This window comes from Nonomuraea angiospora, assembly GCF_014873145.1.
GTDB classification, from domain to species: Bacteria; Actinomycetota; Actinomycetes; order Streptosporangiales; family Streptosporangiaceae; genus Nonomuraea; species Nonomuraea angiospora.
Map to the genome: position 1 here is coordinate 7,455,748 of NZ_JADBEK010000001.1, position 23,218 is coordinate 7,478,965.

At 69.4% G+C, this 23,218-nt stretch carries 23 protein-coding genes; 9 read left to right on the forward strand and 14 right to left on the reverse strand.

The genetic code is table 11. From position 1 onward, the window contains the following. Nucleotides 1-12 precede the first annotated feature (12 nt). From H4W80_RS33870 to H4W80_RS33895, 6 genes are all read right to left on the reverse strand, one after another. Nucleotides 13-1,080, reverse strand: coding sequence for a glycosyltransferase (locus tag H4W80_RS33870; protein WP_192788796.1), 1,068 nt, complete (start codon nt 1,078-1,080; stop codon nt 13-15). Then, a complete protein-coding gene (locus H4W80_RS33875; protein ID WP_192788797.1) occupies nt 1,077-1,883 on the reverse strand; it encodes a hypothetical protein in 807 nt (268 codons plus the stop codon). Before H4W80_RS33875 ends, H4W80_RS33870 begins: the two co-directional genes overlap by 4 nt. 147 nt (nt 1,884-2,030) lie before the next feature. Beyond that, the gene (locus H4W80_RS33880) at nt 2,031-4,157 is read right to left on the reverse strand and encodes a (Fe-S)-binding protein (RefSeq protein WP_192788798.1); all 2,127 of its coding nucleotides are present in this window, start codon (nt 4,155-4,157) and stop codon (nt 2,031-2,033) included. A 138-nt stretch (nt 4,158-4,295) separates the two neighbouring features. Further along, entirely contained in the window at nt 4,296-4,880 is a 585-nt protein-coding gene (locus H4W80_RS33885; protein WP_192788799.1) for a TetR/AcrR family transcriptional regulator, read from the reverse strand. Continuing rightward, on the reverse strand, nt 4,877-5,647 hold the full coding sequence (locus H4W80_RS33890) for a class I SAM-dependent methyltransferase (RefSeq protein WP_192788800.1): 771 nt from the start codon (nt 5,645-5,647) through the stop codon (nt 4,877-4,879). The genes H4W80_RS33885 and H4W80_RS33890 overlap by 4 nt, the downstream gene beginning before the upstream one ends. Further along, nucleotides 5,644-6,453 carry a sugar phosphate isomerase/epimerase family protein gene (locus H4W80_RS33895; RefSeq protein ID WP_192788801.1) on the reverse strand — a complete coding sequence of 270 codons (810 nt, stop codon included), beginning with the start codon at nt 6,451-6,453 and terminating at the stop codon, nt 5,644-5,646. The genes H4W80_RS33890 and H4W80_RS33895 overlap by 4 nt, the downstream gene beginning before the upstream one ends. A gap of 84 nt (nt 6,454-6,537) precedes the next feature. Between H4W80_RS33895 and H4W80_RS33900 the strand changes: the two genes are divergently transcribed. From H4W80_RS33900 to disA, 5 genes are all read left to right on the forward strand, one after another. Further along, nucleotides 6,538-7,236 (forward strand): class I SAM-dependent methyltransferase, encoded by a 699-nt coding sequence (locus tag H4W80_RS33900; RefSeq protein WP_192788802.1) that lies wholly within the window; start codon nt 6,538-6,540, stop codon nt 7,234-7,236. Between the two features lie 103 nt (nt 7,237-7,339). Beyond that, on the forward strand, nt 7,340-7,708 hold the full coding sequence (locus H4W80_RS33905; protein ID WP_192788803.1) for a MerR family transcriptional regulator: 369 nt from the start codon (nt 7,340-7,342) through the stop codon (nt 7,706-7,708). 2 nt (nt 7,709-7,710) lie between these two features. Continuing rightward, on the forward strand, nt 7,711-8,016 hold the full coding sequence (gene trxA / locus H4W80_RS33910) for a thioredoxin (protein ID WP_192788804.1): 306 nt from the start codon (nt 7,711-7,713) through the stop codon (nt 8,014-8,016). 93 nt (nt 8,017-8,109) lie between these two features. Further along, on the forward strand, nt 8,110-9,516 hold the full coding sequence (gene radA / locus H4W80_RS33915; RefSeq protein WP_192788805.1) for a DNA repair protein RadA: 1,407 nt from the start codon (nt 8,110-8,112) through the stop codon (nt 9,514-9,516). Between the two features lie 40 nt (nt 9,517-9,556). Then, complete coding sequence (disA, locus tag H4W80_RS33920; protein ID WP_318787193.1) at nt 9,557-10,633, forward strand: DNA integrity scanning diadenylate cyclase DisA; 1,077 nt, start codon at nt 9,557-9,559, stop codon at nt 10,631-10,633. A gap of 544 nt (nt 10,634-11,177) precedes the next feature. Here the strand turns inward: disA and H4W80_RS33925 are convergent. Next, nucleotides 11,178-12,104 carry an RNA polymerase sigma-70 factor gene (locus tag H4W80_RS33925; protein ID WP_192793897.1) on the reverse strand — a complete coding sequence of 309 codons (927 nt, stop codon included), beginning with the start codon at nt 12,102-12,104 and terminating at the stop codon, nt 11,178-11,180. Nucleotides 12,105-12,238: 134 nt separating this feature from the next. Between H4W80_RS33925 and H4W80_RS33930 the strand changes: the two genes are divergently transcribed. After that, a complete protein-coding gene (locus H4W80_RS33930; protein WP_192788806.1) occupies nt 12,239-13,084 on the forward strand; it encodes an SDR family NAD(P)-dependent oxidoreductase in 846 nt (281 codons plus the stop codon). Between the two features lie 56 nt (nt 13,085-13,140). On the opposite strand, the gene H4W80_RS33935 is transcribed toward H4W80_RS33930, so the two are convergent. From H4W80_RS33935 to H4W80_RS33945, 3 genes are all read right to left on the reverse strand, one after another. After that, nucleotides 13,141-13,374: a prolyl oligopeptidase family serine peptidase gene (locus H4W80_RS33935; RefSeq protein WP_378526803.1), complete on the reverse strand. Its 234-nt coding sequence runs from the start codon at nt 13,372-13,374 to the stop codon at nt 13,141-13,143. Nucleotides 13,375-13,422: 48 nt separating this feature from the next. Then, nucleotides 13,423-13,947, reverse strand: coding sequence for a hypothetical protein (locus tag H4W80_RS33940; protein ID WP_192788807.1), 525 nt, complete (start codon nt 13,945-13,947; stop codon nt 13,423-13,425). Nucleotides 13,948-14,035: 88 nt separating this feature from the next. Further along, complete coding sequence (locus tag H4W80_RS33945) at nt 14,036-14,710, reverse strand: hypothetical protein (protein WP_192788808.1); 675 nt, start codon at nt 14,708-14,710, stop codon at nt 14,036-14,038. A gap of 79 nt (nt 14,711-14,789) precedes the next feature. On the opposite strand from H4W80_RS33945, the gene H4W80_RS33950 reads away from it, so the two are divergent. After that, on the forward strand, nt 14,790-15,671 hold the full coding sequence (locus H4W80_RS33950; RefSeq protein ID WP_192788809.1) for an A/G-specific adenine glycosylase: 882 nt from the start codon (nt 14,790-14,792) through the stop codon (nt 15,669-15,671). Here H4W80_RS33950 and H4W80_RS33955 read toward each other — a convergent pair. After that, nucleotides 15,664-16,083 carry a cupin domain-containing protein gene (locus H4W80_RS33955; protein ID WP_192788810.1) on the reverse strand — a complete coding sequence of 140 codons (420 nt, stop codon included), beginning with the start codon at nt 16,081-16,083 and terminating at the stop codon, nt 15,664-15,666. The genes H4W80_RS33950 and H4W80_RS33955 overlap by 8 nt on opposite strands. Before the next feature lie 60 nt (nt 16,084-16,143). Here H4W80_RS33955 and H4W80_RS33960 point away from each other — a divergent pair, with 60 nt between their 5' ends. Further along, nucleotides 16,144-16,608 carry a MarR family winged helix-turn-helix transcriptional regulator gene (locus H4W80_RS33960; RefSeq protein WP_192788811.1) on the forward strand — a complete coding sequence of 155 codons (465 nt, stop codon included), beginning with the start codon at nt 16,144-16,146 and terminating at the stop codon, nt 16,606-16,608. 260 nt (nt 16,609-16,868) lie between these two features. On the opposite strand, the gene H4W80_RS33965 is transcribed toward H4W80_RS33960, so the two are convergent. Further along, nucleotides 16,869-17,807 (reverse strand): sugar phosphate isomerase/epimerase family protein, encoded by a 939-nt coding sequence (locus H4W80_RS33965; RefSeq protein ID WP_192788812.1) that lies wholly within the window; start codon nt 17,805-17,807, stop codon nt 16,869-16,871. A 522-nt stretch (nt 17,808-18,329) separates the two neighbouring features. Here H4W80_RS33965 and H4W80_RS33970 point away from each other — a divergent pair. Beyond that, a complete protein-coding gene (locus H4W80_RS33970; protein ID WP_192788813.1) occupies nt 18,330-18,740 on the forward strand; it encodes a serine/threonine protein kinase in 411 nt (136 codons plus the stop codon). Nucleotides 18,741-19,181: 441 nt separating this feature from the next. On the opposite strand, the gene H4W80_RS33975 is transcribed toward H4W80_RS33970, so the two are convergent. Then, the gene (locus H4W80_RS33975) at nt 19,182-21,683 is read right to left on the reverse strand and encodes an ATP-dependent Clp protease ATP-binding subunit (RefSeq protein ID WP_185069320.1); all 2,502 of its coding nucleotides are present in this window, start codon (nt 21,681-21,683) and stop codon (nt 19,182-19,184) included. A gap of 1,086 nt (nt 21,684-22,769) precedes the next feature. Further along, on the reverse strand, nt 22,770-23,102 hold the full coding sequence (locus H4W80_RS33980; protein WP_185069321.1) for a histone-like nucleoid-structuring protein Lsr2: 333 nt from the start codon (nt 23,100-23,102) through the stop codon (nt 22,770-22,772). Nucleotides 23,103-23,218 lie beyond the last annotated feature (116 nt).

Below are 23,218 nucleotides of genomic sequence, written 5' to 3' on the forward strand. Positions count from 1 at the left end.
TGCCCGGGTCGCTCAGCGGAGGTCGCCGATGAGTTTCTCCCACTGCTCGGCCACCTCGCCGGCCGCGTGGCGCACCGCGGTGTCCAGGGCGCCCGCCGCGAGCGAGCGCCGCCTGCGCTCGTCGTCGATCAGCGCCAGCAGGGCCGCCGCGAACAGCTCCAGGTCACCCTCGGTCTCCGGCACCAGCACGCCGTTGTAGCCCGTCGCCACGAACTCCCTCGGCCCCCTGGCCCCGTCGAAGGCCACCACGGGCACCCCGCAGCCCATGGCCTCCAGCACCGCCATGCCGAGGTCCTCGGTGAGCGAGGTGGTGGCCACGATCGACGCCTTGGCGAACTCGCCCGCCAGGTCGGGCGTCGTGCCCATGAAGTAGACGTGGTTGTGCAGGCTGAGCTCGCGGACCAGCGCGCGCAGGCGCCGCTCCTCCGGCCCGCCGCCGTACAGGCGCAGCCGCCAGTCGGGGCGCTTGTCCGCCACGATCGCGAACGCCTTGATCAGCCGGTCGTACGCCTTGACCGGCACCCACCGGCCGCCGGCCGCCACGATCCGGTTGTCCATCCGCGAGCGCGGCCACGGCCCGTCGGGCAGCGCGTCCAGCAGAGAGGTCACAGGGGGCCCGTCGGTGAGGAGCTTGCTCCACTCCTCCTGGGCCGACTCCGTGGCCGTCACGACGGCGTTCAGGCGCGGGTAGAACCGTTTCACCGGCCCGGGGACGGCCGGCCGCCCCCACTCCCTGGCGATCTTCAGGGTTTCGCGCGGCGCGTGCCTCGCGGCCTGGACGCCGAGCCCCGGCCGCGTCGTGATCAGCACGTCGGACTTGAGGTTGCGCAGCAGCCGCCACAGCGCCACCTCCGCGCGCACCTGCCCGCGCGGGAACAGGTGCCGGACGCCCGGCCTCGCGTCGATCAGGCTGCGCATGGCCACCTTGGGCCCGACGGGGAAGAACGGCTTCTCCTTCTGCCGCCTGACGCTGATCACCTCGACGTCGTGCCGGTCGGACAGGGCGGTGGCGAGGTTCAGCGTGGCGCGGACGTCGCCCCTCATCGCGTACGCGGAGGCGAGGACCATGCTGACCTTCATCCGCCCACCTCGATCCGCAGCTCGTCGTCGGCGGTGTAGCAGGGTCTGATGGGCACGCCGTCCACCGTGGCCGAGGGATAGTGCAGCCGGCGTCTCTTGCCGTCGACGTCGTCGAGCCGCGAGCCCAGCTTGAGCGGCGTGGGCACGCCCTCGACCTCCAGCGCGGGCTCCCAGGTGCCGGAGCTGGCCACGGCGTCGGGGTCGGCGCCCACCACGTCCACGAGCGACACGGCGGCGTGGAAGCGCACGCCCTGCACGGTGGCGGTGGCCGAGAGCCGCGCGCTGGTCTGCCTGCGGTCCAGTCTCAGCACGGCCTCATGGCGGGAGTCGTCGTCCTCGAGCCCGGTGTACGCCAGCAGGCCCATCACCTCGAAGCGCCCCTCCCTGAACCAGATCGAGCGGACCTCAGCCACCGGCTCGGCGTCGGAGATCTTCAGCGCCAGGAACCCGTTGCGCGTGCGGTACGAGCGGTAGGCGAGGGTCCGCCTGCACAGCGCGTACGCGTCGAGGTGGTCGAGCGAGAAGCCCGGATCGACGCTGCGCAGCCTGCTGCGCTTGCCGCCCGCCCCCCGCAGGTAGGCGTCCCAGCGCCCGGCGCTGAGCTCCAGCGGCTCGAGCGAGACCGCGACCGTGGCCTCGCGCGCCCGGGCACCTGGCGTGCCGAGCCGCACGTCGCGCTCCACCCCCGTGGTGCGATGCCTGAGCACGAGCTCGGTGCCGTCTTCCAGTGGTGCGTCGATGGCGAGCCGGAGGGAGAGGACGTCGGCCAGAGTGACTTCGGCGTCCGTGACGACGACGCCCATCACGAGCCCCCTCCCCGTCGAATAGAGCCATGCGACGTTGAGGTTACCGTGATTTTCCCGTTATGTGGATGCTGGATTTCTGGCACTTGACCTCCTGACGTGCGGAACTCCTCCACAGAAGCTGTGAAGGAGTCCGACAACCAGTGGTCAGGAGGCGCCCTTGACCGATTTGATCAACAGCTGGGCCACGTCCACGACTTCGAGCGATTCCTTGGCCTCGCCGTTGTTCTTCTTCTCGTTGATCGCGTCGCCGAGCATCACCATGCAGAACGGGCACGCGGTGGAGACGGTGTCGGGATTCGTGGTCAGCGCCTCGTCCACCCGCTCGGTGTTGATGCGCTTGCCGATGCGCTCCTCCATCCACATGCGCGCGCCGCCGGCGCCGCAGCAGAACCCGCGGTCCTTGTGGCGGTGCATCTCCTGGGTCTGGACCCCCGGCACCTTGGACATGATGTCGCGGGGCTGGGAGTAGACCTTGTTGTGGCGGCCCAGGAAGCACGGGTCGTGGTAGGTGATCTTCTCCTCGATCGGGGTGATCGGGGTGAGCAGGCCCTCGTCCACGAGCTTCGACAGCAGCTGCGTGTGGTGCACCACCTCGTACGTGCCGCCGAGCTGCGGATATTCGTTGGCCAGCGTGTTGAAGCAGTGGGGGCAGGTGGCGACGATCTTCTTGACGCCGGCCTCGTTGAGGGTCTCGATGTTCTGCTGGGCGAGCATGTTGAACAGGTATTCCATGCCCAGGCGGCGGGCCGGGTCACCGGTGCACGCCTCCATCGGGCCGAGCACCGCGAACTTCACGCCCGCGATGTGCAGCAGCTCCGCCACGGCCTTGGTGGTCTTCTTGGCCCGGTCCTCGAGCGCGCCCGCGCAGCCCACCCAGAACAGGTATTCGGCGTCCTCGGGCATCTTGTCCTCGACGACCTCGACCTCGACCTGTTGTCCGTCCACGGAGGTGGCGAGCTCCTCGATCCAGTCGGCCCGCTTCATCTCGGACATGCCCCACGGGTTGCCCTTGTTCTCCAGGTTCTTCACCATCACCCCCGCCTCGGACGGGAACGACGACTCCACCATCACCTGGTAGCGGCGCATGTCGAGGATGTGGTCGATGTGCTCGATGTCCACCGGGCACTGCTCGACGCAGGCGCCGCAGTTGGTGCAGGACCAGAGCACGTCGGGGTGGATCACGCCGTCCTCGCCGACCAGCGGCTTGTCCAGCAGCGCGAGCACGTCGGTGTCCTTGTGCTCGACGCCCTGCTGGGCGGCCAGCAGGTAGGGAGCCACCTTGAAGGCGTGGTCGCGCTGGTCGAGGATGAGCATCTTCGGCGAGAGCGGCTTGTCGGTGTTCCACGCCGGGCACTGCGACTGGCAGCGGCCGCACTCCGTACAGGAGTAGAAGTCCAGGAAGCCCTTCCACGTGGTGTCGGCGATCTTGCCGCGGCCGAGCTTCTCCGGGTCGAGGTCCTCGTCCTCGAAGTCGACGACCTTGCCGGCCACCCGCATCTCCGGCGCGCCGCCCAGGCCGTCGGGACGGCGCGAGAAGAGCACGTTGAGGGGCGCGGTGAAGATGTGCAGGTGCTTGGAGTTCACCACGATGACCAGGAACACCAGCATGAAGCCGATGTGCAGCAGCAGCGCGATCTCCTCCAGCAGCGCGCTGTCCGGCAGCACGTCGCCGAGCGCCAGCGAGACGAACGCGCCGGAGGAGTAGGGGAAGTTGCCGTTGGCCGCCGACGCGCCCCTGGCCAGGAACAGCGTCCAGATGATGTTGAAGATCATGAACAGGACGAGCCACGCGCCGCCGAGGTGGGAACCGGAGAAGCGGGAGCGGCGGCCGAGCTTGTCGGGCGAGTTCTTGATCCGGATGGCCGCGAAGGCGATCAGGCCGAGCACGCAGGCGACCGCGATGAAGTCCTGCAGGAAGCCGAGCACGGCCCAGGTGCCGATCAGCGGGATGTGGAAGTCGGGCGTGCCGGTGATCGCGCCCTGGATGATCGCGCCGTACGCCTCGATGTAGACGGTCAGCAGGATGAAGAACGCCCACATGACGAAGAAGTGCGCGACGCCGGAGGGCGTCCACTTCAGCAGCTTCTTCTGCCCGAACACCTCGACCAGCTGCGCCTTCGCCTCGTCGGCCGCGTGAGCCTTGGCGTAGTCGATCCGCTCGGGCGCGGGCGGCCCCACGGTCGCCAGCTTGAACAGGAACAACGCCCTGCGGCCGGCGACGGCCACCGCGAGGACGGTCATCACGAGCCCGATGATGGCTACCCAGAGCACAGGGTCCTCCCACAGACGACGTTGGCTGTCAGCGTACGGTCACCCGACGCACAGACCGCTACCCGGATCCTACCCGCGAGTAACATTCCCGGCGTACCCGACATACCCTATGGTCATCGCCTTGTGCAGAACAATGCTCTAGCCGGTGAAGTACCTCTGGATGGTCGGCGCGAGCACCTCCACGAGCTCGTCGTGACCGGCGCTCGCCAGCGGCTCCAGCCTGATCACATAACGGGCCATGACGATGCCGAACATCTGCGCGAACGCCGCCTCGATCCGCAGGTGCGGCACCTGCATCCGGTCGGCCACCTGGAAGAGCAGCGCGTTCGTGAAGAACTCGCGGACCATCGTGACCGCCTGCTCGTTCGTCATGGCCGAGCGGATCAGCGCCAGCAGCGGCTCGCGCGTCTCCGGGGAGGCGGTGACCTGGAGGATCATGCGTACGAGCCGCTCGCCGACCTCCTCGCGCGGGCCTTCGACCAGCGTCTTGACGATGTTCTCGGGAGAGAACGGCAGCCGCATGGCCGCCGCGAACATGCCCTCCTTGGTCTCGAAGTAGTGGTGCACGAGGGCGGGATCGACGTTGGCCTCGCGGGCGATGCCGCGCACGGTGGCCTTGTCGAACCCCTTCTCCCCGAACACCTTCCTGGCCGCGGCGAGGATCTCCCCCCGCGTGTCAGCCGACCCGGGCCTGCGCCCGGGCCGCCTTTTGTCGACCGTCACCTACCCACCGCCAGGTAGACCCGCATGGGGACGGAGAGCACCCCTTCCGGGAACTCCTCGCGCAGCGCGACGCGTTGCCGCTCGACCAGCTCGTCGGCCACCTCCGGCGGCAGGGCCGCCATGTAGGAGTGGGAGCGCAGGTCGAGCAGGAAGTCCTCGATGCCGACCAGCCGGGTCCAGGGGATCCAGCGCTCCTCGATCACCTCGAAGGCCGAGGCGATGGGCGGCGCCGACCACTGCTCGACCGCCGGCCCGTAGTAGGTCGGCACCGCCTCCGCCAGGCGGGCCTCGTAGGCGGCCAGCCAGTCGGCCTGGGCCGCGTGGTTGAAGTTCCAGCAGCCCACGATGGCCCCCTCGGGCCGCAGCACCCGCCGGGCCTCGGCGATCGACGCCACGGGGTCGAGCCAGTGCCACGACTGCGCGTACGTCACCAGGTCGGCCACGCCGTCGGCCAGCGGCAGCGCGTTGCCGTCGGCCAGCACGGCCGCGACGGACGGCGTACCGCTCTCCGACCGGGCGACCAGGCGGGCCAGCATCTCCGCGCCCGGGTCGACCGCGATGACGTGGGAGCCGCGCGCCCTGAGCGCGCGCGTCAGGATGCCGGTGCCCGCGCCGACGTCCACCGTGGTGGCGCCGTCGAGATCGACGCCGGTCACCTCGGTCAGGGCGCGGTACATCTCGTCGGGATAGTGGGGCCGGCCCACGTCGTACGCGTCGGCCACCCGCTCGAACATCCTGCCCAGCCCCCTGAGCGGCCCTATGTTCATGAGGTCGCCGCCAGGTGCAGCCGGGCGAACGCCAGCCCCTCCGCCAGGTCGTCGATCCGCTCGGTGCGGCTGGCCGCCTTGCGGGTGTTGATCTCCAGCACCACCAGCCCCGAGTAGCCGGTGTTGGCCAGCCGCTCCAGCATCGGGGCGCACGGCTGGTTGCCCCTGCCGGGCACGAGGTGCTCGTCCTTGTTGGTCACCCCGAGGCCGTCGGCCAGGTGGAGGTGCGCCAGCCGGTCGCCGAGCTTGACCGCCATCTCCATGGCGTCGGAGCCCGACACGGCCGTGTGCGACAGGTCGAGCGTGACCTGCGGGAAGTCGTAGTCGATCGGATTCCAGTCGGGCGAGTAGGGCACCACGTCGTTGCCCCTGGCCTTCAGGGGGAACATGTTCTCGACCGCGAACGTGACGTCGGTCTCGTCACGCATCCTGGCCAGCCCCGTCTCGAACTCGCGGGCGTACTCTCGCTGCCAGCGGAACGGCGGGTGGACCACGACCGTCGCGGCGCCCAGCCGTTCTGCGGCCTTCTGCGCCTTGACCAGCTTGGCCCAGGGGTCGCGGCCCCAGACGCGCTGGGTGACCAGCAGGCAGGGCGCGTGGATGGCCAGGACGGGGACCTGGTAGTGGTCGGACAGCCGCTCGATCACGTCGATGTCCTGACTCACGGGGTCTGCGCCCACCATGATCTCGACACCGTCGTAACCCAGGCGCGCGGCCAGCTCGAACGCGTCGGGAGTGCGTTCCGGATATACCGAAGCAGTGGACAATGCGATCTTCGCATTGGGCACGCGGATGACATCAGCCACGCTGCCAGCCTAAGCCGGTGGAGCCGATCTGGCGCGAAAGCCCCTTTGGTGAGCCGCGTCCGGCGGCTGGCTTAACTTTGGGGCATGCCACGGATAGCGAAAGGTGCGATCCCCAGCCCGAACATCTGGAACACGCCCCAGATCTACGAGCTGGAGAACCGCGCCGTCGACCCCGAGGGCGCGGCCGACGCGGCGATGCGCGCCCTGCGCCCCTGGAACGGCGCCACCGTGCTCGACATCGGCTGCGGCACCGGGTTCCACCTGCCCGTGCTGGCGTCCGAGGCCGCGCAGGTGGTCGGCGTGGAGCCGCACGGCGACCTGGCCGCGCTCGCCGCGCGCCGCTGCGCCGCGCTGGCCAACGTGGCCGTCCACGCCGCCGCGGCCCAGAACCTGCCGCTGCCGGACGCGAGCGTGGACGTGGCCATCGCGCGCTGGGCGTACTTCTTCGGCCCCGGCTGCGAGCCGGGCCTGCGCGAGCTGACCCGGGTGGTACGCCGCGGCGGCGCGGCCTTCGTCCTCGACCTCGACGCCACGCGGGGGGCGTTCGGCCGCTGGTTCTCGCGTACGGTGCCGACGTACTCCGTCCGGGAGGTCGAGTCGTTCTGGGACCGCCAGGGCTGGCAGCGGCGGCCTCTGGACCTCAGGATGGCCTTCGAGCGGCGGGCGGACCTGGAGGCGGTGCTGCGCATCGAGTTCACGCCGGAGGTGGCCGAGCAGGCCATCGCCGAGACGCCCGGCCTGGAGCTCCCCTACCCGAACGTGCTGCGCTGGCGCTACTACTGAGCTCATGGCCTCCGCTCCGCAGAGGCGGGCTCCGTCGCCGGGGAGCCTGTTCACGGCCGCGCGGCTTGACATTGACGTCGGTGTCAACGTTTACCGTGAAGGCATGCGCATCGGAGAGCTGGCGGAACGTACGGGGGTGAGCACCCGCTCACTTCGCTATTACGAGCAGCACGGCCTGCTCAGAGCCCGTCGCGGGTCCAACGGCTACCGTGACTACAGCGAGGACGACGTCAGGCTGGTGTCCGAGATCCGGGCGCTGCTCAGCATCGGGTTCACGCTGGAGGACACCCGGCCGTTCATCGACTGCCTGCGCCGGGGGCACAGCTCGGGAGGCTCCTGCTCGGAGTCGGTCGAGGTCTACGAGCGCAAGCTCAACGAGATCGACGAGGAGATCCGCGTCCTGCTCGCCCGCCGTGCCGAGGTCGCCGCCCAGCTCGCGCAGTCGTGCCCAGGTTGCTTCGTAAGGGGATAGACATGATCACGTTGACCACTGAGAACTTCGAGGAGCAAGTGCTCAAGAGCGACAAGCCGGTGCTGGTCGAGTTCTGGGCCGAGTGGTGCGGGCCGTGCCGCATGGTGGCGCCGGTGCTGGAGCAGATCGAGGCGGAGCACGGGCTGACCGTCGGCAAGCTCAACACCGACGAAAACCCCGAGACCATGGCCCGGTACGGCGTAATGGGCATCCCGACGATGCTGCTGTTCGAGAACGGCGAGCCGGTCAGGCAGATCGTCGGGGCCAAGCCCAAGCGCATGCTGGTCTCCGAGCTGGGCCTGGCATAGCTCCCGGGCCCGCCTCCGGAGCTGGGCCTGTAGCGGCGTCCGGGGGCGCGTACCTGTCGAAGATTGTCGGCACGTCCCGCTAGCCTGCTCGACATGGCCAAGACTGCCCAGAAGCCCGGATACCGCTGCGCCGAGTGCGGGTGGCGCACCACCAAGTGGGTGGGCAGGTGCGGCGAGTGCCAGGCGTGGGGCACGGTCGAGGAGGAGGGCGCGCGGGCCGGCGCCAGCGTCGTCCAGGCGGGCGCCACCACCGCGCCCGCGGTGCCGATCGGGCAGGTCAAGGCCGAGATCGCGGCCGCGCGCACGACCGGCGTGGGCGAGCTCGACCGGGTGCTCGGCGGCGGCCTGGTGCCGGGGGCGGTGGTGCTGCTCGCGGGCGAGCCGGGCATCGGCAAGTCCACGCTGCTGCTCGAGGCCGCGGCCCGCATCGCCGAGCGCGAGACGGTCCTCTACGTGACAGGCGAGGAGTCGGCGGCCCAGGTGCGGCTGCGGGCCGACCGCATCGGCGCGATCCGCGACCGGCTCTTCCTCGCGGCGGAGACCGAGCTGTCGGCCCTGATCACCCATGTGGAGAAGGTCGAGCCCACGCTGCTGGTGGTCGACTCGGTGCAGACCATCGGCTCGGCGCAGGCCACCGGCGTGCCCGGCGGGGTCACGCAGGTGCGCGAGGTGGCCGCCAACCTGGTCCGCCTGGCCAAGGAGCGCAACATGGCCACCGTGCTGGTCGGCCATGTCACCAAGGAGGGCTCGATCGCGGGCCCGCGCACGCTGGAGCACCTGGTCGACGTCGTGCTCAACTTCGAGGGCGACCGCCACTCCAGGCTGCGCATGGTGCGCGCGATCAAAAACCGCTTCGGGCCGACCGACGAGGTCGGCTGCTTCGACCTGCACGAGCGCGGCATCGAGGGCATCACCGACCCGAGCGGCCTGTTCGTCTCGCGGCGCAGCGAGCCGGTGCCCGGCACCTGCGTCACCGTCACGGTCGAGGGCACCCGCCCGCTTCCCGCCGAGGTCCAGGCCCTGGTCGCCCGCACCGAGGCGCAGCAGCCCAGGCGCACGTCGTCGGGGCTCGACACCTTCCGCGTGCAGATGATCCTCGCGGTGCTGGAGCGCCGGCTCAACGCCCGGCTGGGCGGCTGCGACGTGTTCACCGCGACCGTGGGCGGCATCAAGCTGGCCGACCCGGCCGTCGACCTGTCGGTCATGCTCGCCGTCGCCAGCGCCGCCGGCGACAAGCCGCTGCCACCCGGGCTGGTGGCGCTCGGCGAAGTGGGCCTGGCCGGCGAGCTGCGCCCGGTCAAGGACGTACGCAGGAGGCTGACGGAGGCGGCCAGGCTCGGTTTCAAGCGGGCCCTCGTGCCGACCGGATCGCTCGAAGAAGCCGGCCGCAAGCGTAACGGACAGCGTGCTCTGGTGCCGGTGGGGCCGGTGGCGTTCGCGCCCGGGTTCGAGGTGGTGCAGGCGGAGAACGTCTGGGACGCTCTCACGCACGTGACCTAGCGCGGCTAAGCTGAGCGTGACCGATCGACACGGGGGTCAGGTGGATAGGAGTCTGGACGACCGCCGTCGCGAGGCCTTGGCCGCGGTGGCCCCGGGCACGCCTCTGCGCGACGGCCTGGAGCGGATCCTGCGCGGGCAGACCGGCGGGCTGATCGTGCTCGGCTACAACAGGGTCGTCGAGGAGCTGTGCAGCGGCGGCTTCGAGCTCGACGTCGACTTCTCCGCCACCAGGCTGCGCGAGCTGGCCAAGATGGACGGCGCCATCGTGCTGAGCGGCGACCACAAGATCGTACGCGCCGCCGTGCACCTGGTGCCCGACCCGTCCATCCCCACCGACGAGTCCGGCACCCGCCACCGCACCGCCCAGCGCGTGGCCCGGCAGACCGGCCTGCCCATCATCGCCATCAGCAAGTCGATGCGCATCATCGCCCTCTACCTCGACGGCATCCGCTACGTCCTGGAGGAGTCGGCGGCCATCCTCTCCAAGGCCAACCAGGCCCTGGCCACCCTAGAGCGCTACAAGCACCGCCTCGACGAGGTCTCCGGCACCCTGTCGGCGCTGGAGATCGAGGACCTGGTCACGGTCAGAGACGTGTCCGCGGTGGCCCAGCGGCTGGAGATGGTCCGCAGGATCTCCGACGAGATCAAGGGCTACGTGGTGGAGCTGGGCACGGACGGCCGTCTACTCTCCCTGCAGCTGGACGAGCTGGTGGCCGGGGTCGACTCGGAGCGGGAGCTGGTCATCCGCGACTACCTCCCCGCCCCCTCGGGCCGCCGCCAGCGACGCCTGATCGAGGCGATGCACGACCTGGACAAGCTGTCGGGCAGCGAGCTGCTCGACCTCTCGGTCGTCGCCCACGTCCTGGGCCACACCGGCGCCGACAAGCTGGAAAGCCCGGTCAGCCCCCGCGGCTTCCGCCTCCTCGCCAAGGTCCCCCGCCTCCCGGCCACGGTGGTCGACCGCCTGGTCAACCATTTCGGCGGCCTGCAGAAGCTGCTGGCGGCGAGCATCGACGACCTGCAGGCGGTGGGCGGGGTCGGCGAGTCCCGCGCCCGCAGCGTCCGCGAGGGCCTCTCCCGCCTGGCCGAATCCTCCATCCTGGAGCGCTACGTCTGAGCCTCCGGGCCCAGAAGCATCTACCTGGTTACCCGGTGGGCCTGGTGGAGCCCGCCCCGAGCGATCCTCGCCAGCGCTCGGCCGTGCTCATCGGTCTCGAGGCTCCACCCCGAGACCGGGGCGAGGGGCTTGCCAGCCCCTCGTGCTCCCCCGGACGCAATACCCGATCATCAGGCGGTCCGCGATCCACTCAAAGGCAGGTCCGGCGGAGACGTACTCGTCGCTGCGTTACGCGGACCTTCGCCTCGTCCCTGGCACCGGCCTGCTGGCCTGCGTCCGTGAGCGGCATGAAGGCGCCATCGCGCACAACGAGCTCGCACAGGCGGTGATGGCCGAGCTGGTCGCGCCGCCCTCCCTACCGCCTTGCTGGACCTCCGCACGGCCGGCCGCCGCTTCGGTTACCCGCTGGAGATGGTGCTGCGCGCCGCCGCCGACGGCTGGCGCGTCGCCGAGACCAAAGTCGGCTACTTGCCCAGGAAGGGAGCGCTCCAGGTGACCGGCACCCTGCGCGGAACCATGCGTGCCGTCTCCGGCATGCGCCGGGTCACGGCGTCTGCTTGCCGCGGCGAGCCTGCTTCTTCTCACGGATGACCGCGTGGGCGTCGGCGACGGGGCCGAGGTGCCCGAGCTTGTCGGGATTGACGATCGAGCGGATGGTCTGGATGCGTCCGTCCAAGATGTCGAGCGTCCAGGCGCTGACGATCCGGCCATCACGGTCGCGGATGATCGCGCCCGGCTGGCCGTTGACCTCGTGCGCCTCCAGCACCGCGCCGATCTGCGCGAACGGCGGGATGGTGATGGACAGCACCCGGGCGACCTTCGCGACGCCGAAGACGGGAAGCGTACCCCCGATCTTGCCGGCGCCATCGTTGACCAGCTGGACATCGGCGGCCAGCAGTTTCTGCAGTCCCTCGACGTCCCCCTCCCTGAGCGCGTCGAAGAACCGCCCGGCAAGCCGGTCGCGCGACCGGCGATCCGCCTCGAAGCGGGGTCGGCTCGCGTCCATGTGGCGGCGCGCCTGCACCGCGAGCTGGCGGCAGGCCGCCTCCGACCGCTCCACGGTGGAGGCGATCTCCCGGTAGCTGAAGGCGAACACCTCGCGTAGCACGAAGACCGCACGCTCGAGCGGGCTGAGCCGCTCCAGCAGGATCAGCGCCGCCATCGACACCGAGTCGGCCAGCTCCGCCGACCGCTCCGGGTCCTGGTAGGGGTCAGTCAGCAGTGGTTCGGGGAACCATGGCCCGACGTAGGCCTCGCGCCGGACGCGGGCCGAGCGCAGCACGTCGATCGAGATCCGGGTCACCGTGGCCGACAGGAAGGCCTTGGGCGACTCGGGCTGGGTCGCGGAGCCGTCGTAGCGCAGCCAGGCCTCCTGGACGGCGTCCTCGGCCTCGCTCACACTGCCCAGGAGCCGGTAGGCGATCGCGAAAAGCAGCGGCCGTAGCTCCTGGAACTCCTCAGCGCGGGTCACGACGACCATTGATATCACCGTAGCCGGACAAAAGTGACAAAGTGTCGCAGGTCACACTCGGCCGAGCTCACATCCATGCCTGGCTGTCTCGTCTTGGGGTTGTAACAGCTGAAACCGGCAACAAGGAGCACACCATGCAGAAGGTCTGGTTCGTCACCGGCTCGTCCCGCGGCCTGGGCCGCAAGTTCGTGGAGGCCGCCCTGTCGCGCGGTGACAAGGTCGCCGCCACCGCCCGGAGCACCGCAGGCCTGAAGGAGCTGGTGGACACCTATGGCGACGCGGTGCTCTCGCTGGAGATGGATGTGACCGACAGGGCCGCCGTCTTCGAGAGCGTGAAGCGCGCCAAGGAGCACTTCGGCCGGCTCGACGTCATCGTGAACAACGCCGGCTACGCCCAGATCGGCGCGGTCGAGGAGCTGACCGAGCAGGAACTGCGCGACCAGCTCGAGACCAACCTGTTCGGCGCGGTGTGGGTGGTCCAGGCCGCGCTGCCGTACCTGCGCGAGCAGGGCTCGGGGCACATCATCCAGCTGTCCTCGGCTGCCGGGGTCATCGCCATGCCGCTCGGCGGCGCCTACCACGCCTCCAAGTGGGCCCTGGAGGGCCTGAACGAGGCGCTCGCCGGCGAGGTCGCCGAGTTCGGCGTCAAGGTGACCATCATCGAGCCCGGCGGCTTCGCCACCCGGGACGGCAACAACCCCGACCCGCTCGCCAACGGCCACATGGCCAAGACCGACCCGGCCTACGACGGTCTCCGCCAGCGCCTCGGCGCGATGGCAGGGAAGATGCCCGCAGGTGACCCGGCCGCCGCGGCGCAGGCACTTCTGACACTCGTCGACTCCGCCAACCCGCCGGTTCGGGTGTTGTTCGGCAAGGGCTTCTACCCACTGATCCAGCAGGCCTACGCCGACCGGCTCAAGACCTGGGCCGACTGGCAGGACCTCTCGATCGAGGCGCACGGCAAGCTCGAAGCTCGCTGACCCCGGTCAGAGGTCGTGCCACTGGCGAGTGGCGGCCAGGTGGTTTGCCGGCAGGCTCAAGATCTTGGTGGCGTGGGAGATGGGGGTCCGCTCGTCATGTGGTGCGGGCCGGCCCCCTCCCAGCCGGTGCTGCCGCCATGCGCCGCCTCGAACACGGCGAGCATGCCCCAGTCACTGATCCCCGCACCCACCAGCGCCACTTTGAAGCGGTCGGTCTGACCATCCGCCCAAGCGGCCATGTATCCGCCGTGACCGTAGCCGCCGATGCCCAGCCTGTCCGGGTCAGCCACCCCCTGCTCGATCAGCAGCTCGATGCCGGTGAGCAGGCCATGCCACGCCTAGTCGACCCTGAGGCAGTCCTGCTTGGCCATCACGAGGCTCATCTCGACCACTTCACCCTTGCGCTCGTTGAAGAGGTAGTACGCCTTCCTGTTGCCGGGCACGGTAGCGGCGGGGTAGCCGCCCGGGCCGCGCCTCAGGTTGGGATAGGCGGCCTTGAGCTGCGCGCTGGTGGAGCCGATGCCGATGCCCTTGGGGGTCCTGGCGCCGGCGGGTGCGACGATCACGGCCACGCCGAGCTTCTTCGAGATGTACATCCCCACGCGGTACTCGTTGTACCGGCTCTCCTTGAGGTCATACGTCGTGCACCTGGCGGAGTCTCCGTCGGGCTTGCGGACGATCCTCCCGGTGGCCCTGGCCTTCGCGGCGGTCATCCCGAGCTTCAGGTTGCCGTACCCGAGCGGCCCGAAGGCCGGCTTGCGCACGGCGGCGGCAGAGGACGCCGACGCGGATGCGACACCGGCCGGCACCAATCCCGCGGCCAGCACCGCCACCAGAACCGAACGGCCGATCGTCTGCCTCATCACGACTCCTCCATGATCAAATGACCGGGACACTCTACTGCGAGTCCGGATCATCTGTGGAGAAATCACGACATAGGTGCTGACCCCCTCAGCGGAGGTGGAAGACCCCCTTGACGGTGCGGAGCTGGCCCATGCGCACGGTGGCCACGTACGTGCCGGGCAGCGCGGCGGCCGGGGTGGAGCGGCAGTCGGTGCTGGAGCGGTGCCGGTTCCACACCAGGGACCGGACGTACGGCACCCCGCGCTGCAACTCCTTGACCTCCGAACCCGCCCCGCTGACACAGTCGGCGGTGGACCAGATGCGGTCGGCCCCCGAGGTGATGCGGATCTCCATGGCCCGCGGCCCCACGTCGGCGGTGCACATCACGGAGCCCGTGTTCACCAGGGTGACCAGGAACGTGGGCTGGCTGTCGCCCGTGTAGATCGGCTCCCTGCCGCCCTGCATGCTGAGCACCAGGTCCTGCTCGGCGCAGGGGTCGCCGGGGTGCTTGGGGAGCGCCGCGGGGGTCGGCCTGGGGGCGGACGGAGACGGGGACGGGCTGGCCGTGCCCAACGCGAGGGTACGCAGGCCCGCCAGCAGGGGATCGACGGCGGGTGTCGCACTCGGTGACGATTTCGCACTGGACGCGCGTTCCGGCCCGCTGCCCCCGCTGGAACACGCCCACGCCACGACGGCCACCACGACGAGCACCGCCACCAGCACGCTCATCCGGCGCCGCCAGTAGACGTCACCGCCGTCGCCGCGCATAGTATCCGGATCCATAGGCACAGGATGGTAGCCGTGCGGCTACAAGGAGTGACGACACGCCGAAGGGCCGTATTCTCCGAATACGCTTGACCGCGTGGTTGAGCCGAACCTCCTGCACGCCCCCGTTCTGGACTGGTACGAGGACAACGCCCGAGACCTCCCGTGGCGCGCCGCCGACGCCACCCCGTGGGGCGTACTGGTGAGCGAGATCATGCTCCAGCAGACCCCGGTCGTACGCGTCCTGCCCATCTGGCACGAGTGGATGGACCGCTGGCCCACCCCCGCGGCGCTGGCCGCCGAGCAGCCGGGAGAGGCCGTACGCCACTGGGGGCGGCTGGGCTACCCGCGCCGGGCGCTGCGCCTGCACGCCTGCGCCAGGGCCATCACCGACGAGCACGGCGGCGAGGTGCCCTCCGATCACGAGACCCTGCTGTCCCTGCCCGGCATCGGCGAATACACCGCCGCCGCGGTCGCCAGCTTCGCCTACGGCGGCCGCCACGCCGTCCTGGACACCAATGTCCGGCGGGTCTTCGCCAGGGCGGTACGCGCCGAGGAATACCCTCCCACGGCCACCTCAGCGGCCGAGCGACGACTGGCGGAGGCTCTCCTGCCCGAGCTGGGCGCGCCCCGCTGGGGCGTGGCCGTGATGGAGCTGGGCGCCCTCGTCTGCACGGCCCGCGCCCCGCGCTGCGCCGACTGCCCGATCACCCACGTCTGCGCCTGGCGCCTGGCGGGCAAGCCGCCGCACGCCGGCCCCGCGCGCAAGGGCCAGACGTACGCGGGCACCGACCGGCAGTGCCGGGGCCGCCTGCTGGAGGTGCTGCGGAAGGCCCACGGCCCCGTCCCCAAGGCGGCCCTGGACGTGGTCTGGGACGACGCCGTCCAGCGCGAGCGCGCCCTCGACGGCCTGATCGCCGACGGCCTGGCCGAGGCCCTGGACGACGGCACCTACCGCCTCCCCCACGCGACTACCTGACCCAGAGCGGCACGATGCGCTCCGTGTCCTTGGGCGCCAGGTCACAGGCGTCCGGCTCCGACACCCCGCTCGGGTTGTAGGCCCGCGCCCCTGCGGGGGCGGCCACGATGGACACGAACCCGCGCTCCGGGTCCGCGAACATCTGGCGGCTCACGTCGGCCGGCAGCACCATGGTGTCTCCCGGGCCCACCTCGACCCGCTCGCCGCCCAGCTCGACGACGGCGGACCCGTCGAGCCAGGTCCACACCAGCTCGGCGTCGAACGCGTGCACCGGCCCCACCATGCCCGGCTTGGCGTCCACCCGCCACATGGCCTGCCCTGCCGCCCCACCCTGGGTCGGAGAGGCGAGGGTGGTCATGACGCCGTTGGGCGTCTCGGTCTTGCGGGAATCGGCGGCCATGACAACAGACATCGATGAACTCCTCTAAGATAGGCAACTACGTTGTCTATATAGTTAACCAGGTTGTCTATCATGTCAAGCCCAGGCTTCGAACTTCCGCTGCGCCTGCTGCTCGCGTTCAGGATGCTGATCGACGAGCTCCACGCCGAGCTCGCCCGGCAGGGCCATCCGGACATGCGGCCCATGCATGGATTCGTCATGCAGGCGATCGGCCCGGACGGCACCACGGCCGTCGAACTGGGCCGCACGCTCGGGGTGTCCAAACAGGCGGCGGGCAAGACCATCGACACCCTGGAACGCATCGGCTACGTGGAACGGACCGCCGACCCCCACGACACCAGACGCAAGATCGTCCGGCTCACCCCGTACGGGATGGACGCCCTGGCCCGGTCGGCCCGCATCTTCGACACGCTGCGCGCCCGCTGGGCCGCCGAGCTCGGGGAGGATCGGCTACAGGCCCTGGAATCGGACCTGCGCAGAATGACCCCGGCCAACCCCTGGCGCCTCGACATCCCGGGCTGGTTCGGCAGCCTGTAACGCACCCCGCCTCCGGTCGCGGATGGCGCCCGGGCGGGCGACGCTCAGCCTGGGCGGGCGGTGCGCAGCCAGGCAGGCGCTCAACCCGGCAGTGCTCAACCCGGGCGGCGGCTCGTGCAGGCCATGCTCCGCCCAGGCGATGGCTCAGACAAGCCCTGCTCGGCCCGGGCGATGGCCCGTGCAGGGCGTGCTCGGCCCGGGCGATGCCTCGTACAGGCCGTGCTCGGCCCGGGCGATGCCTCGGCTCGTGCAGGTCGTGCTCAGGCGGCCAGCTGAAGGCCCAGGCTGGTCAGGTTCGTACGGGCCCAGGCCAGCTCTTCGGCCAGCAGCGACACCAGAGCCCCGGGCCCCTTGGCGCGCCCCGGCACGGTCAGGTTGTGCGTCTCGACCTCGATGTGCGCGCTGCCGCTCACCGCGCCCGACAGCATGGCCGTGAGCGTGTCATGCAGCACGGCCCCCGTGCTCGGCGTCTCCCCCGTGTGGTTGTGCACGTGCCCCAGCTTGACCACCGGCGCACCGGCCTCGGCCAGCCCCTTCAGGGCCGCGCCCGGTTCCTCGGCCCCGCAGGCGAGATGACAGGCGTCCAGGCACACGCCCAGATGCTCGGAGTCGATGCCGCCCACCCGCTCAAGGGCTTGCTCGGTGGTCTCCAGCACGCACCCGGGCCACGGCTCGAACCCGACCCTGATGGTCTTCCCCGTCACGCTGTAGATGCCGCGCAGCTCGCGCGCCAGGCGCTCCAGCCGGCGGGTGGCGATCGAGTGCAGGTCGGCGGGCCAGTCGCGGCGCCACCCGATCGGGATCGTCGAGATGCTCCCGAACCGCACGTCCTCCGGCAGCAAGAACGCCAGGATCTTGGCCAGGGCCATCGTGTAGCGGTAGCGCTCGGGCTTGGCCCAGTCGGGGCCGGGGACCTCCTGGTTGCGGCCGCCGGTGCCGTTGAGGCTCACGACCTCCAGGCCGCGCTCCTCCAGGGAGCGGCGCAGCCGTACGAGCTCGATGCGGTCGGCCGTGAGGTGGTCGGCGACGCTCGGCGAGAGCCACAATCCGATGCCCATCCGCTCCACGCCCAGCCGCTTGCGCACCGGAACCGCGTAGCGGGTGAGGTGGGCGATCAGGTTCTCCAGGTCCTCAGCAGGGTGGATGCCCGCGTTGTAGGCGAGGTGAACGAGCGTTCCGTCGTTGTGACGCAGGCGCATCGGTTTCCTCCACGGCTTGCTCTTTGTGTTCCGTCGCCCGCCTTGGACGATGCTGACCCTTGAGAGCATGGCTGCTCGTTCGGGGGTCGCGCGTCCGCCCTGAGTTGATTGCGCGCTACTCCCCAGGGAGCATGCCTCAGCCTAGGAACACGATCTTGTGATTCGCTTGGATGCGACTTGGCTCTGCTCTACGCAGTGTAGTACTACTCGCGGTGGCAGCACACCCGGTACCCCAACAATTACGCAACGACCGAGTGCCCCCGTCGCCCGCCCGTGCAGGCCGGGGTCCCCGGGAAGAGCGGCAACAAACGCGAGGCGCCGGAAAATACGGGCAAAGATGCCGGTCGCCACCACCCCGGTCGTGGCCGTGGAAGGAGCCGCTGGAGGCATCCGGGTCCCGGCCGGTCAGGTTCGCGATGACCGGCATCGGAACGGAAGGAGAACGGAAGAGCGGCGCCGTAACGTCCTGCGACGCCGGCCGGTTGCAGGTCACCGGCCGCGTGTCGATACGGAAGGACAATCATGGATCGGTTCATGCGCAAGATCAAGCAGTCAGGGGTGCTCGGTGTCACCATCGCCACCGCTCTGGCCGGCGGTCTCGCCACCAGCGGCCCGGCCATGGCAGCGTCGTCTCCGATCGCGGCCTGCGGAGGCGGCTCGTATCACGAGATCGACAGGCACGATCTGGGCAAGGCCGTCATCCACCTGCTCTACAACGGCACCACGAACTGCGTGGTGACCTGGAAGGACAGCCCGAACAGCGAGTACGTCATGGCGTTGGTCAGCAATGGCGAGGACGGTTGGAGGTCCGACTCGGGCAACTACTCCACCTACGCCGGGCCGGTGAAGGTCAACGGCGAAGGTAAGTGCGTCAAGTGGGGCGGCCAGTACGGCAACACCCGCTGGGAGTCGGGTTTCGAGCACTGCGGCTGATCAGCCCCGGACGGGGCCCCTGGGGAAGCACAGGCTCCCGGGCGCCCACAAGCGCTGGTGGTGGGCCTGCGGCGGGAGAGCGGATGGGTGAGTCGTCAGGCCGTGAACGCTACGCCCCGGCCCGCCCGGGTGCGCTGTCAATGGGATCGGCATAGCCGCCGACCTCCGCCAAGCCACTGACCCGGGGTAATGGCCACCGTCGCGGGGGCGCGAAGGCCCGGAGGCCCGGTAGACAGCTCACCCGGTGTCCAGGCAGGGGGACGACAAGGCGCCGTGGATGGAGTGGCTGGAGACGTCCTGGCCCCGCCGGCCGATCACCGTACGGCCGGTCAGCGCCTCAAGCCCGACCACCCGAAAACCACCGCCACCCCCAGAAGGCGCAGGAGGCGGAAAAGGGAAAACCCCCGTGTGAGGGTTCCACACGGGGGTTTTCGGGATCCGTCAGTGCTGGATCGGGGCCGCGATGGCGGCGGCCGAGTCGGGGACCTTGGAGGCGGACTCGCCCTTGAAGATGAACTTGGCGTTGTCGCCTTCACCCTCGATGGTCACCTTGACGACCTGCCCCGGACGGAGCTCGCCGTACAGGATCTTCTCCGACAGCGAGTCCTCGAGCTCCCGCTGGATCGTACGGCGGAGCGGACGGGCACCCATGACCGGGTCGTAGCCCCGGTCGGCCAGCAGCTGCTTGGCCTCGGGCGAGACGTCGAGCCCCATGTCGCGGTCCTTGAGCCGAGCGTCCACCTGGGTGAGCATCAGATCCACGATCTGGATGATCTCCTTCGGCGTGAGCTGGTGGAAGACCACGATGTCGTCGACACGGTTGAGGAACTCGGGCCGGAAGTGCTGCTTGAGCTCCTCCTGCACCTTGGCCTTCATCCGCTCGTAGTTGGACTCGGTGTCGTTGGACTTCGCGAACCCGACCCCGATGCCCTTGGAGATGTCGCGGGTGCCGAGGTTGGTGGTCATGATGATGACCGTGTTCTTGAAGTCGACCACGCGGCCCTGGGCGTCGGTCAGGCGACCGTCCTCCAGGATCTGCAGCAGCGAGTTGAAGATGTCGGGGTGGGCCTTCTCGATCTCGTCGAAGAGGACCACGGAGAACGGCTTGCGCCGCACCTTCTCGGTGAGCTGGCCGCCCTCCTCGTAGCCGACGTAGCCGGGAGGCGAGCCGAACAGCCTGGAGACGGTGTGCTTCTCCATGAACTCCGACATGTCCAGGCTGATCAGAGCGTCTTCATCGCCGAAGAGGAACTCCGCCAGAGCCTTGGACAGCTCGGTCTTACCGACACCGGAGGGACCGGCGAAGATGAACGAGCCACCGGGACGGCGCGGGTCCTTCAGGCCGGCGCGGGTGCGCCGGATGGAGCGCGACAGGCCCTTGATGGCGTCGTCCTGGCCGATGATCCGCTTGTGGAGCTCGTCCTCCATGCGGAGCAGGCGCTGCGACTCCTCCTCGGTCAGCTTGAAGACCGGGATGCCGGTGGCGGTCGCCAGGACCTCGGCGATGAGCTCCTGAGTGACCTCGGCCACGACGTCCATGTCGCCGGCCTTCCACTCCTTCTCCCGCCGCTCGCGCTTGAGCTGGAGCTGCTTCTCCTGGTCGCGGAGGGCAGCCGCCTTCTCGAAGTCCTGCGCGTCGATCGCGGACTCCTTGTCACGGCGGACGTTGGCGATCTTCTCGTCGTATTCGCGCAGGTCCGGCGGAGCGGTCATCCTGCGGATGCGCATCCGGGAACCGGCCTCGTCGATGAGGTCGATGGCCTTGTCGGGAAGGTAGCGGTCGCTGATGTAGCGGTCGGCCAGCTGCGCGGCGGCCACCAGCGCGTCGTCGGTGATGGACACGCGGTGGTGCGCCTCGTAGCGGTCGCGCAGACCCTTGAGGATCTCGATCGTGTGGCTGAGCGAGGGCTCGGCCACCTGGATCGGCTGGAACCGGCGCTCCAGCGCCGCGTCCTTCTCGAGGTACTTGCGGTACTCGTCGAGCGTGGTCGCGCCGATCGTCTGCAGCTCGCCGCGCGCCAGCATGGGCTTGAGGATGCTGGCCGCGTCGATCGCGCCCTCCGCGGCGCCCGCGCCGACGAGCGTGTGCAGCTCGTCGATGAACAGGATGATGTCGCCGCGCGTGCGGATCTCCTTGAGCACCTTCTTCAGGCGCTCCTCGAAGTCACCGCGGTAGCGGGAGCCGGCGACCAGGGCGCCGAGGTCAAGCGTGTAGAGCTGCTTGTCCTTCAGCGTCTCGGGCACCTCGCCCCTGACGATCTTCTGCGACAGGCCCTCGACGACGGCGGTCTTGCCGACGCCGGGCTCGCCGATGAGAACCGGGTTGTTCTTGGTCCTCCGGGAGAGGACCTGCATGACCCGCTCGATCTCCTTCTCGCGGCCGATGACCGGATCCAGCTTGCCCTCGCGGGCCGCCTGGGTCAGGTTGCGGCCGAACTGGTCGAGCACCAGGGAGGTCGACGGGGCCGACTCCTGCGGGCCGCCTGCCGCGGCCGGCTCCTTGCCCTGGTAACCGTGGAGCAACTGGATGACCTGCTGCCGGACACGGTTGAGATCAGCTCCAAGCTTGACCAGCACCTGGGCGGCCACACCCTCACCCTCGCGGATGAGCCCGAGCAGGATGTGCTCGGTGCCGATGTAGTTGTGACCCAGCTGCAAAGCCTCACGGAGCGACAGCTCGAGGACCTTCTTGGCCCGCGGGGTGAACGGAATGTGCCCCGACGGAGCCGACTGGCCCTGGCCGATGATCTCCTCGACCTGCTGGCGCACACCCTCAAGGCTGATCCCGAGGCTCTCCAGAGCCTTGGCGGCCACGCCCTCACCTTCGTGGATCAAACCAAGAAGTATGTGCTCAGTGCCGATGTAGTTGTGGTTGAGCATCCTGGCCTCTTCTTGGGCCAAGACGACAACACGCCTCGCTCGGTCGGTGAACCTCTCGAACATCTCGTCGCTCCTCACAGAGCGGTCAGTCAGGTCCGGTAAATCCGGGCCCGTCATCCCGCATGCTAGCCCTGGCTCGGCGAACCGTGCCCTCTGCCACTGACACGCTCTATAGCAGACACGTTCCCCGAGAGCAGGGCGTTCACCCTCATCCAACTACTGTTCGGGGGTGACGTGTTCCCGATACGCCGCAAGCGAACGATGTTTAGGACGCTTCGCGGAAGCGTCAAAAAATTGCCCTCTGCGGCGCACGCGGTACACACGGATCGGCCATCGGACGCGCCGGGGCGGAGTCAGCGTTGGGGCGCCACTTCGCCCGCACATCTCAGATGCCGCGTCCGTATCGTTACGTAATCATCCTACGTAGCGGAGCGCCGCCGTCCAAACGACCGCTCTACGCCCTGAGCACAACGCGGCTCGGGTGGCACACCAAGGGAATCCTGCATCCGGTCAGCCGGGTTACCAACTTCATCTCGCATGATGAGACCCAGCCTCGCCCGGCGCCCGGGATTCGCGGCACTTCCGCGCAGTTGAGAAGGCAGGGCATTGTGCGTAGATGCCGGGGAACGGGGATTGTCCGAGCCCTGCTCGGGTTCGCGGGTTTTGCCCGCCGACGCGGATCCCGGCGCCCGCGGTATTGCCCGCCGCCACGCATCCCGCCCTGCGCCGCTTTACCTTGGGGCCGGGCGCGGGTTTACGCTCGGTGAGATCACCCGTATACACCTGGCACCGCCCCGTAGATCGCTTCCGGGCTATACGGCACCGGGTTTTCCGTCATGGCGCGTTCCATGAGCGCGGGGGATCGCTCGTGACGTACGGACGCGAGCGTACGTTGAATGAGGTATGGCCGCCCCACCCGGCTTTCGGCGCGCGACTACGGCGCCGTCACACATGTGGACGACCGCCGGTGAAACAGCGCCGCGGACGGAGCCGAACCCGCAGCCAAAACGCCCGCATATGTGCACATGGAAGATCACAGTCCGGGCGTCCGGCTTTCGAGTTCCGGACCCGGATAACGATCATGCGCTTATGGCGGCCGCCGGGGTCCTAGGCGAACGGCATAAGCGCATGGTCGATCGTCGGCCTGCTCTAGTGGGCCGCTTCGTACTTCTCGACGACCGTGGAGGCGATCCGCCCGCGCTCGCTGACCGGCAGGCCGTGAGCCTTGGCCCACTGCCGGATCTCCGAGCTCTTCTCGCGGCTCATCGCCCTGCTGCCGCCGCGGCCGCGGCGACGTGTGGTGACGGCGCCCGCCCTGCGCGCGTGCTGCACGAAAGGCGTGAGTGCGTCCCTCAGCTTCTTCGCGTTAAGGTCGCTGAGGTCAATCTCATAGGACGAGCCGTCAATAGCGAAGCTGACCGTCTCATTGGCCTCGCCCCCATCGAGGTCATCGATGAGAATCTCCTGGATCTGCTTGGCCATCTACGCAATCCTTTCGCGGAGCATTGTTTCATTCGCCTGCCCAAACATATACCCGGAAAGGCGCGGAGACAATTCAGCGCAGCGGGGATTCGGCTGACTGGCCGATCAGTTCTGCC

Bases quoted from the DNA above. Each gene is read 5' to 3' on its own strand.
- H4W80_RS33875 (WP_192788797.1), bottom strand. From the start codon at position 1,883: ATGGGCGTCGTCGTCACGGACGCCGAAGTCACTCTGGCCGACGTCCTC.
- H4W80_RS33900 (WP_192788802.1), top strand. From the start codon at position 6,538: ATGCCACGGATAGCGAAAGGTGCGATCCCCAGCCCGAACATCTGGAAC.
- radA (WP_192788805.1), top strand. From the start codon at position 8,110: ATGGCCAAGACTGCCCAGAAGCCCGGATACCGCTGCGCCGAGTGCGGG.
- H4W80_RS33960 (WP_192788811.1), top strand. From the start codon at position 16,144: ATGTCAAGCCCAGGCTTCGAACTTCCGCTGCGCCTGCTGCTCGCGTTC.
- H4W80_RS33965 (WP_192788812.1), bottom strand. From the start codon at position 17,807: ATGCGCCTGCGTCACAACGACGGAACGCTCGTTCACCTCGCCTACAAC.
- H4W80_RS33890 (WP_192788800.1), bottom strand. From the start codon at position 5,647: ATGAACATAGGGCCGCTCAGGGGGCTGGGCAGGATGTTCGAGCGGGTG.
- H4W80_RS33905 (WP_192788803.1), top strand. From the start codon at position 7,340: ATGCGCATCGGAGAGCTGGCGGAACGTACGGGGGTGAGCACCCGCTCA.
- H4W80_RS33870 (WP_192788796.1), bottom strand. From the start codon at position 1,080: ATGAAGGTCAGCATGGTCCTCGCCTCCGCGTACGCGATGAGGGGCGAC.
- H4W80_RS33945 (WP_192788808.1), bottom strand. From the start codon at position 14,710: ATGGATCCGGATACTATGCGCGGCGACGGCGGTGACGTCTACTGGCGG.
- H4W80_RS33930 (WP_192788806.1), top strand. From the start codon at position 12,239: ATGCAGAAGGTCTGGTTCGTCACCGGCTCGTCCCGCGGCCTGGGCCGC.
- H4W80_RS33955 (WP_192788810.1), bottom strand. From the start codon at position 16,083: ATGTCTGTTGTCATGGCCGCCGATTCCCGCAAGACCGAGACGCCCAAC.
- H4W80_RS33940 (WP_192788807.1), bottom strand. From the start codon at position 13,947: ATGAGGCAGACGATCGGCCGTTCGGTTCTGGTGGCGGTGCTGGCCGCG.
- H4W80_RS33970 (WP_192788813.1), top strand. From the start codon at position 18,330: ATGGATCGGTTCATGCGCAAGATCAAGCAGTCAGGGGTGCTCGGTGTC.
- trxA (WP_192788804.1), top strand. From the start codon at position 7,711: ATGATCACGTTGACCACTGAGAACTTCGAGGAGCAAGTGCTCAAGAGC.
- H4W80_RS33975 (WP_185069320.1), bottom strand. From the start codon at position 21,683: ATGTTCGAGAGGTTCACCGACCGAGCGAGGCGTGTTGTCGTCTTGGCC.
- H4W80_RS33980 (WP_185069321.1), bottom strand. From the start codon at position 23,102: ATGGCCAAGCAGATCCAGGAGATTCTCATCGATGACCTCGATGGGGGC.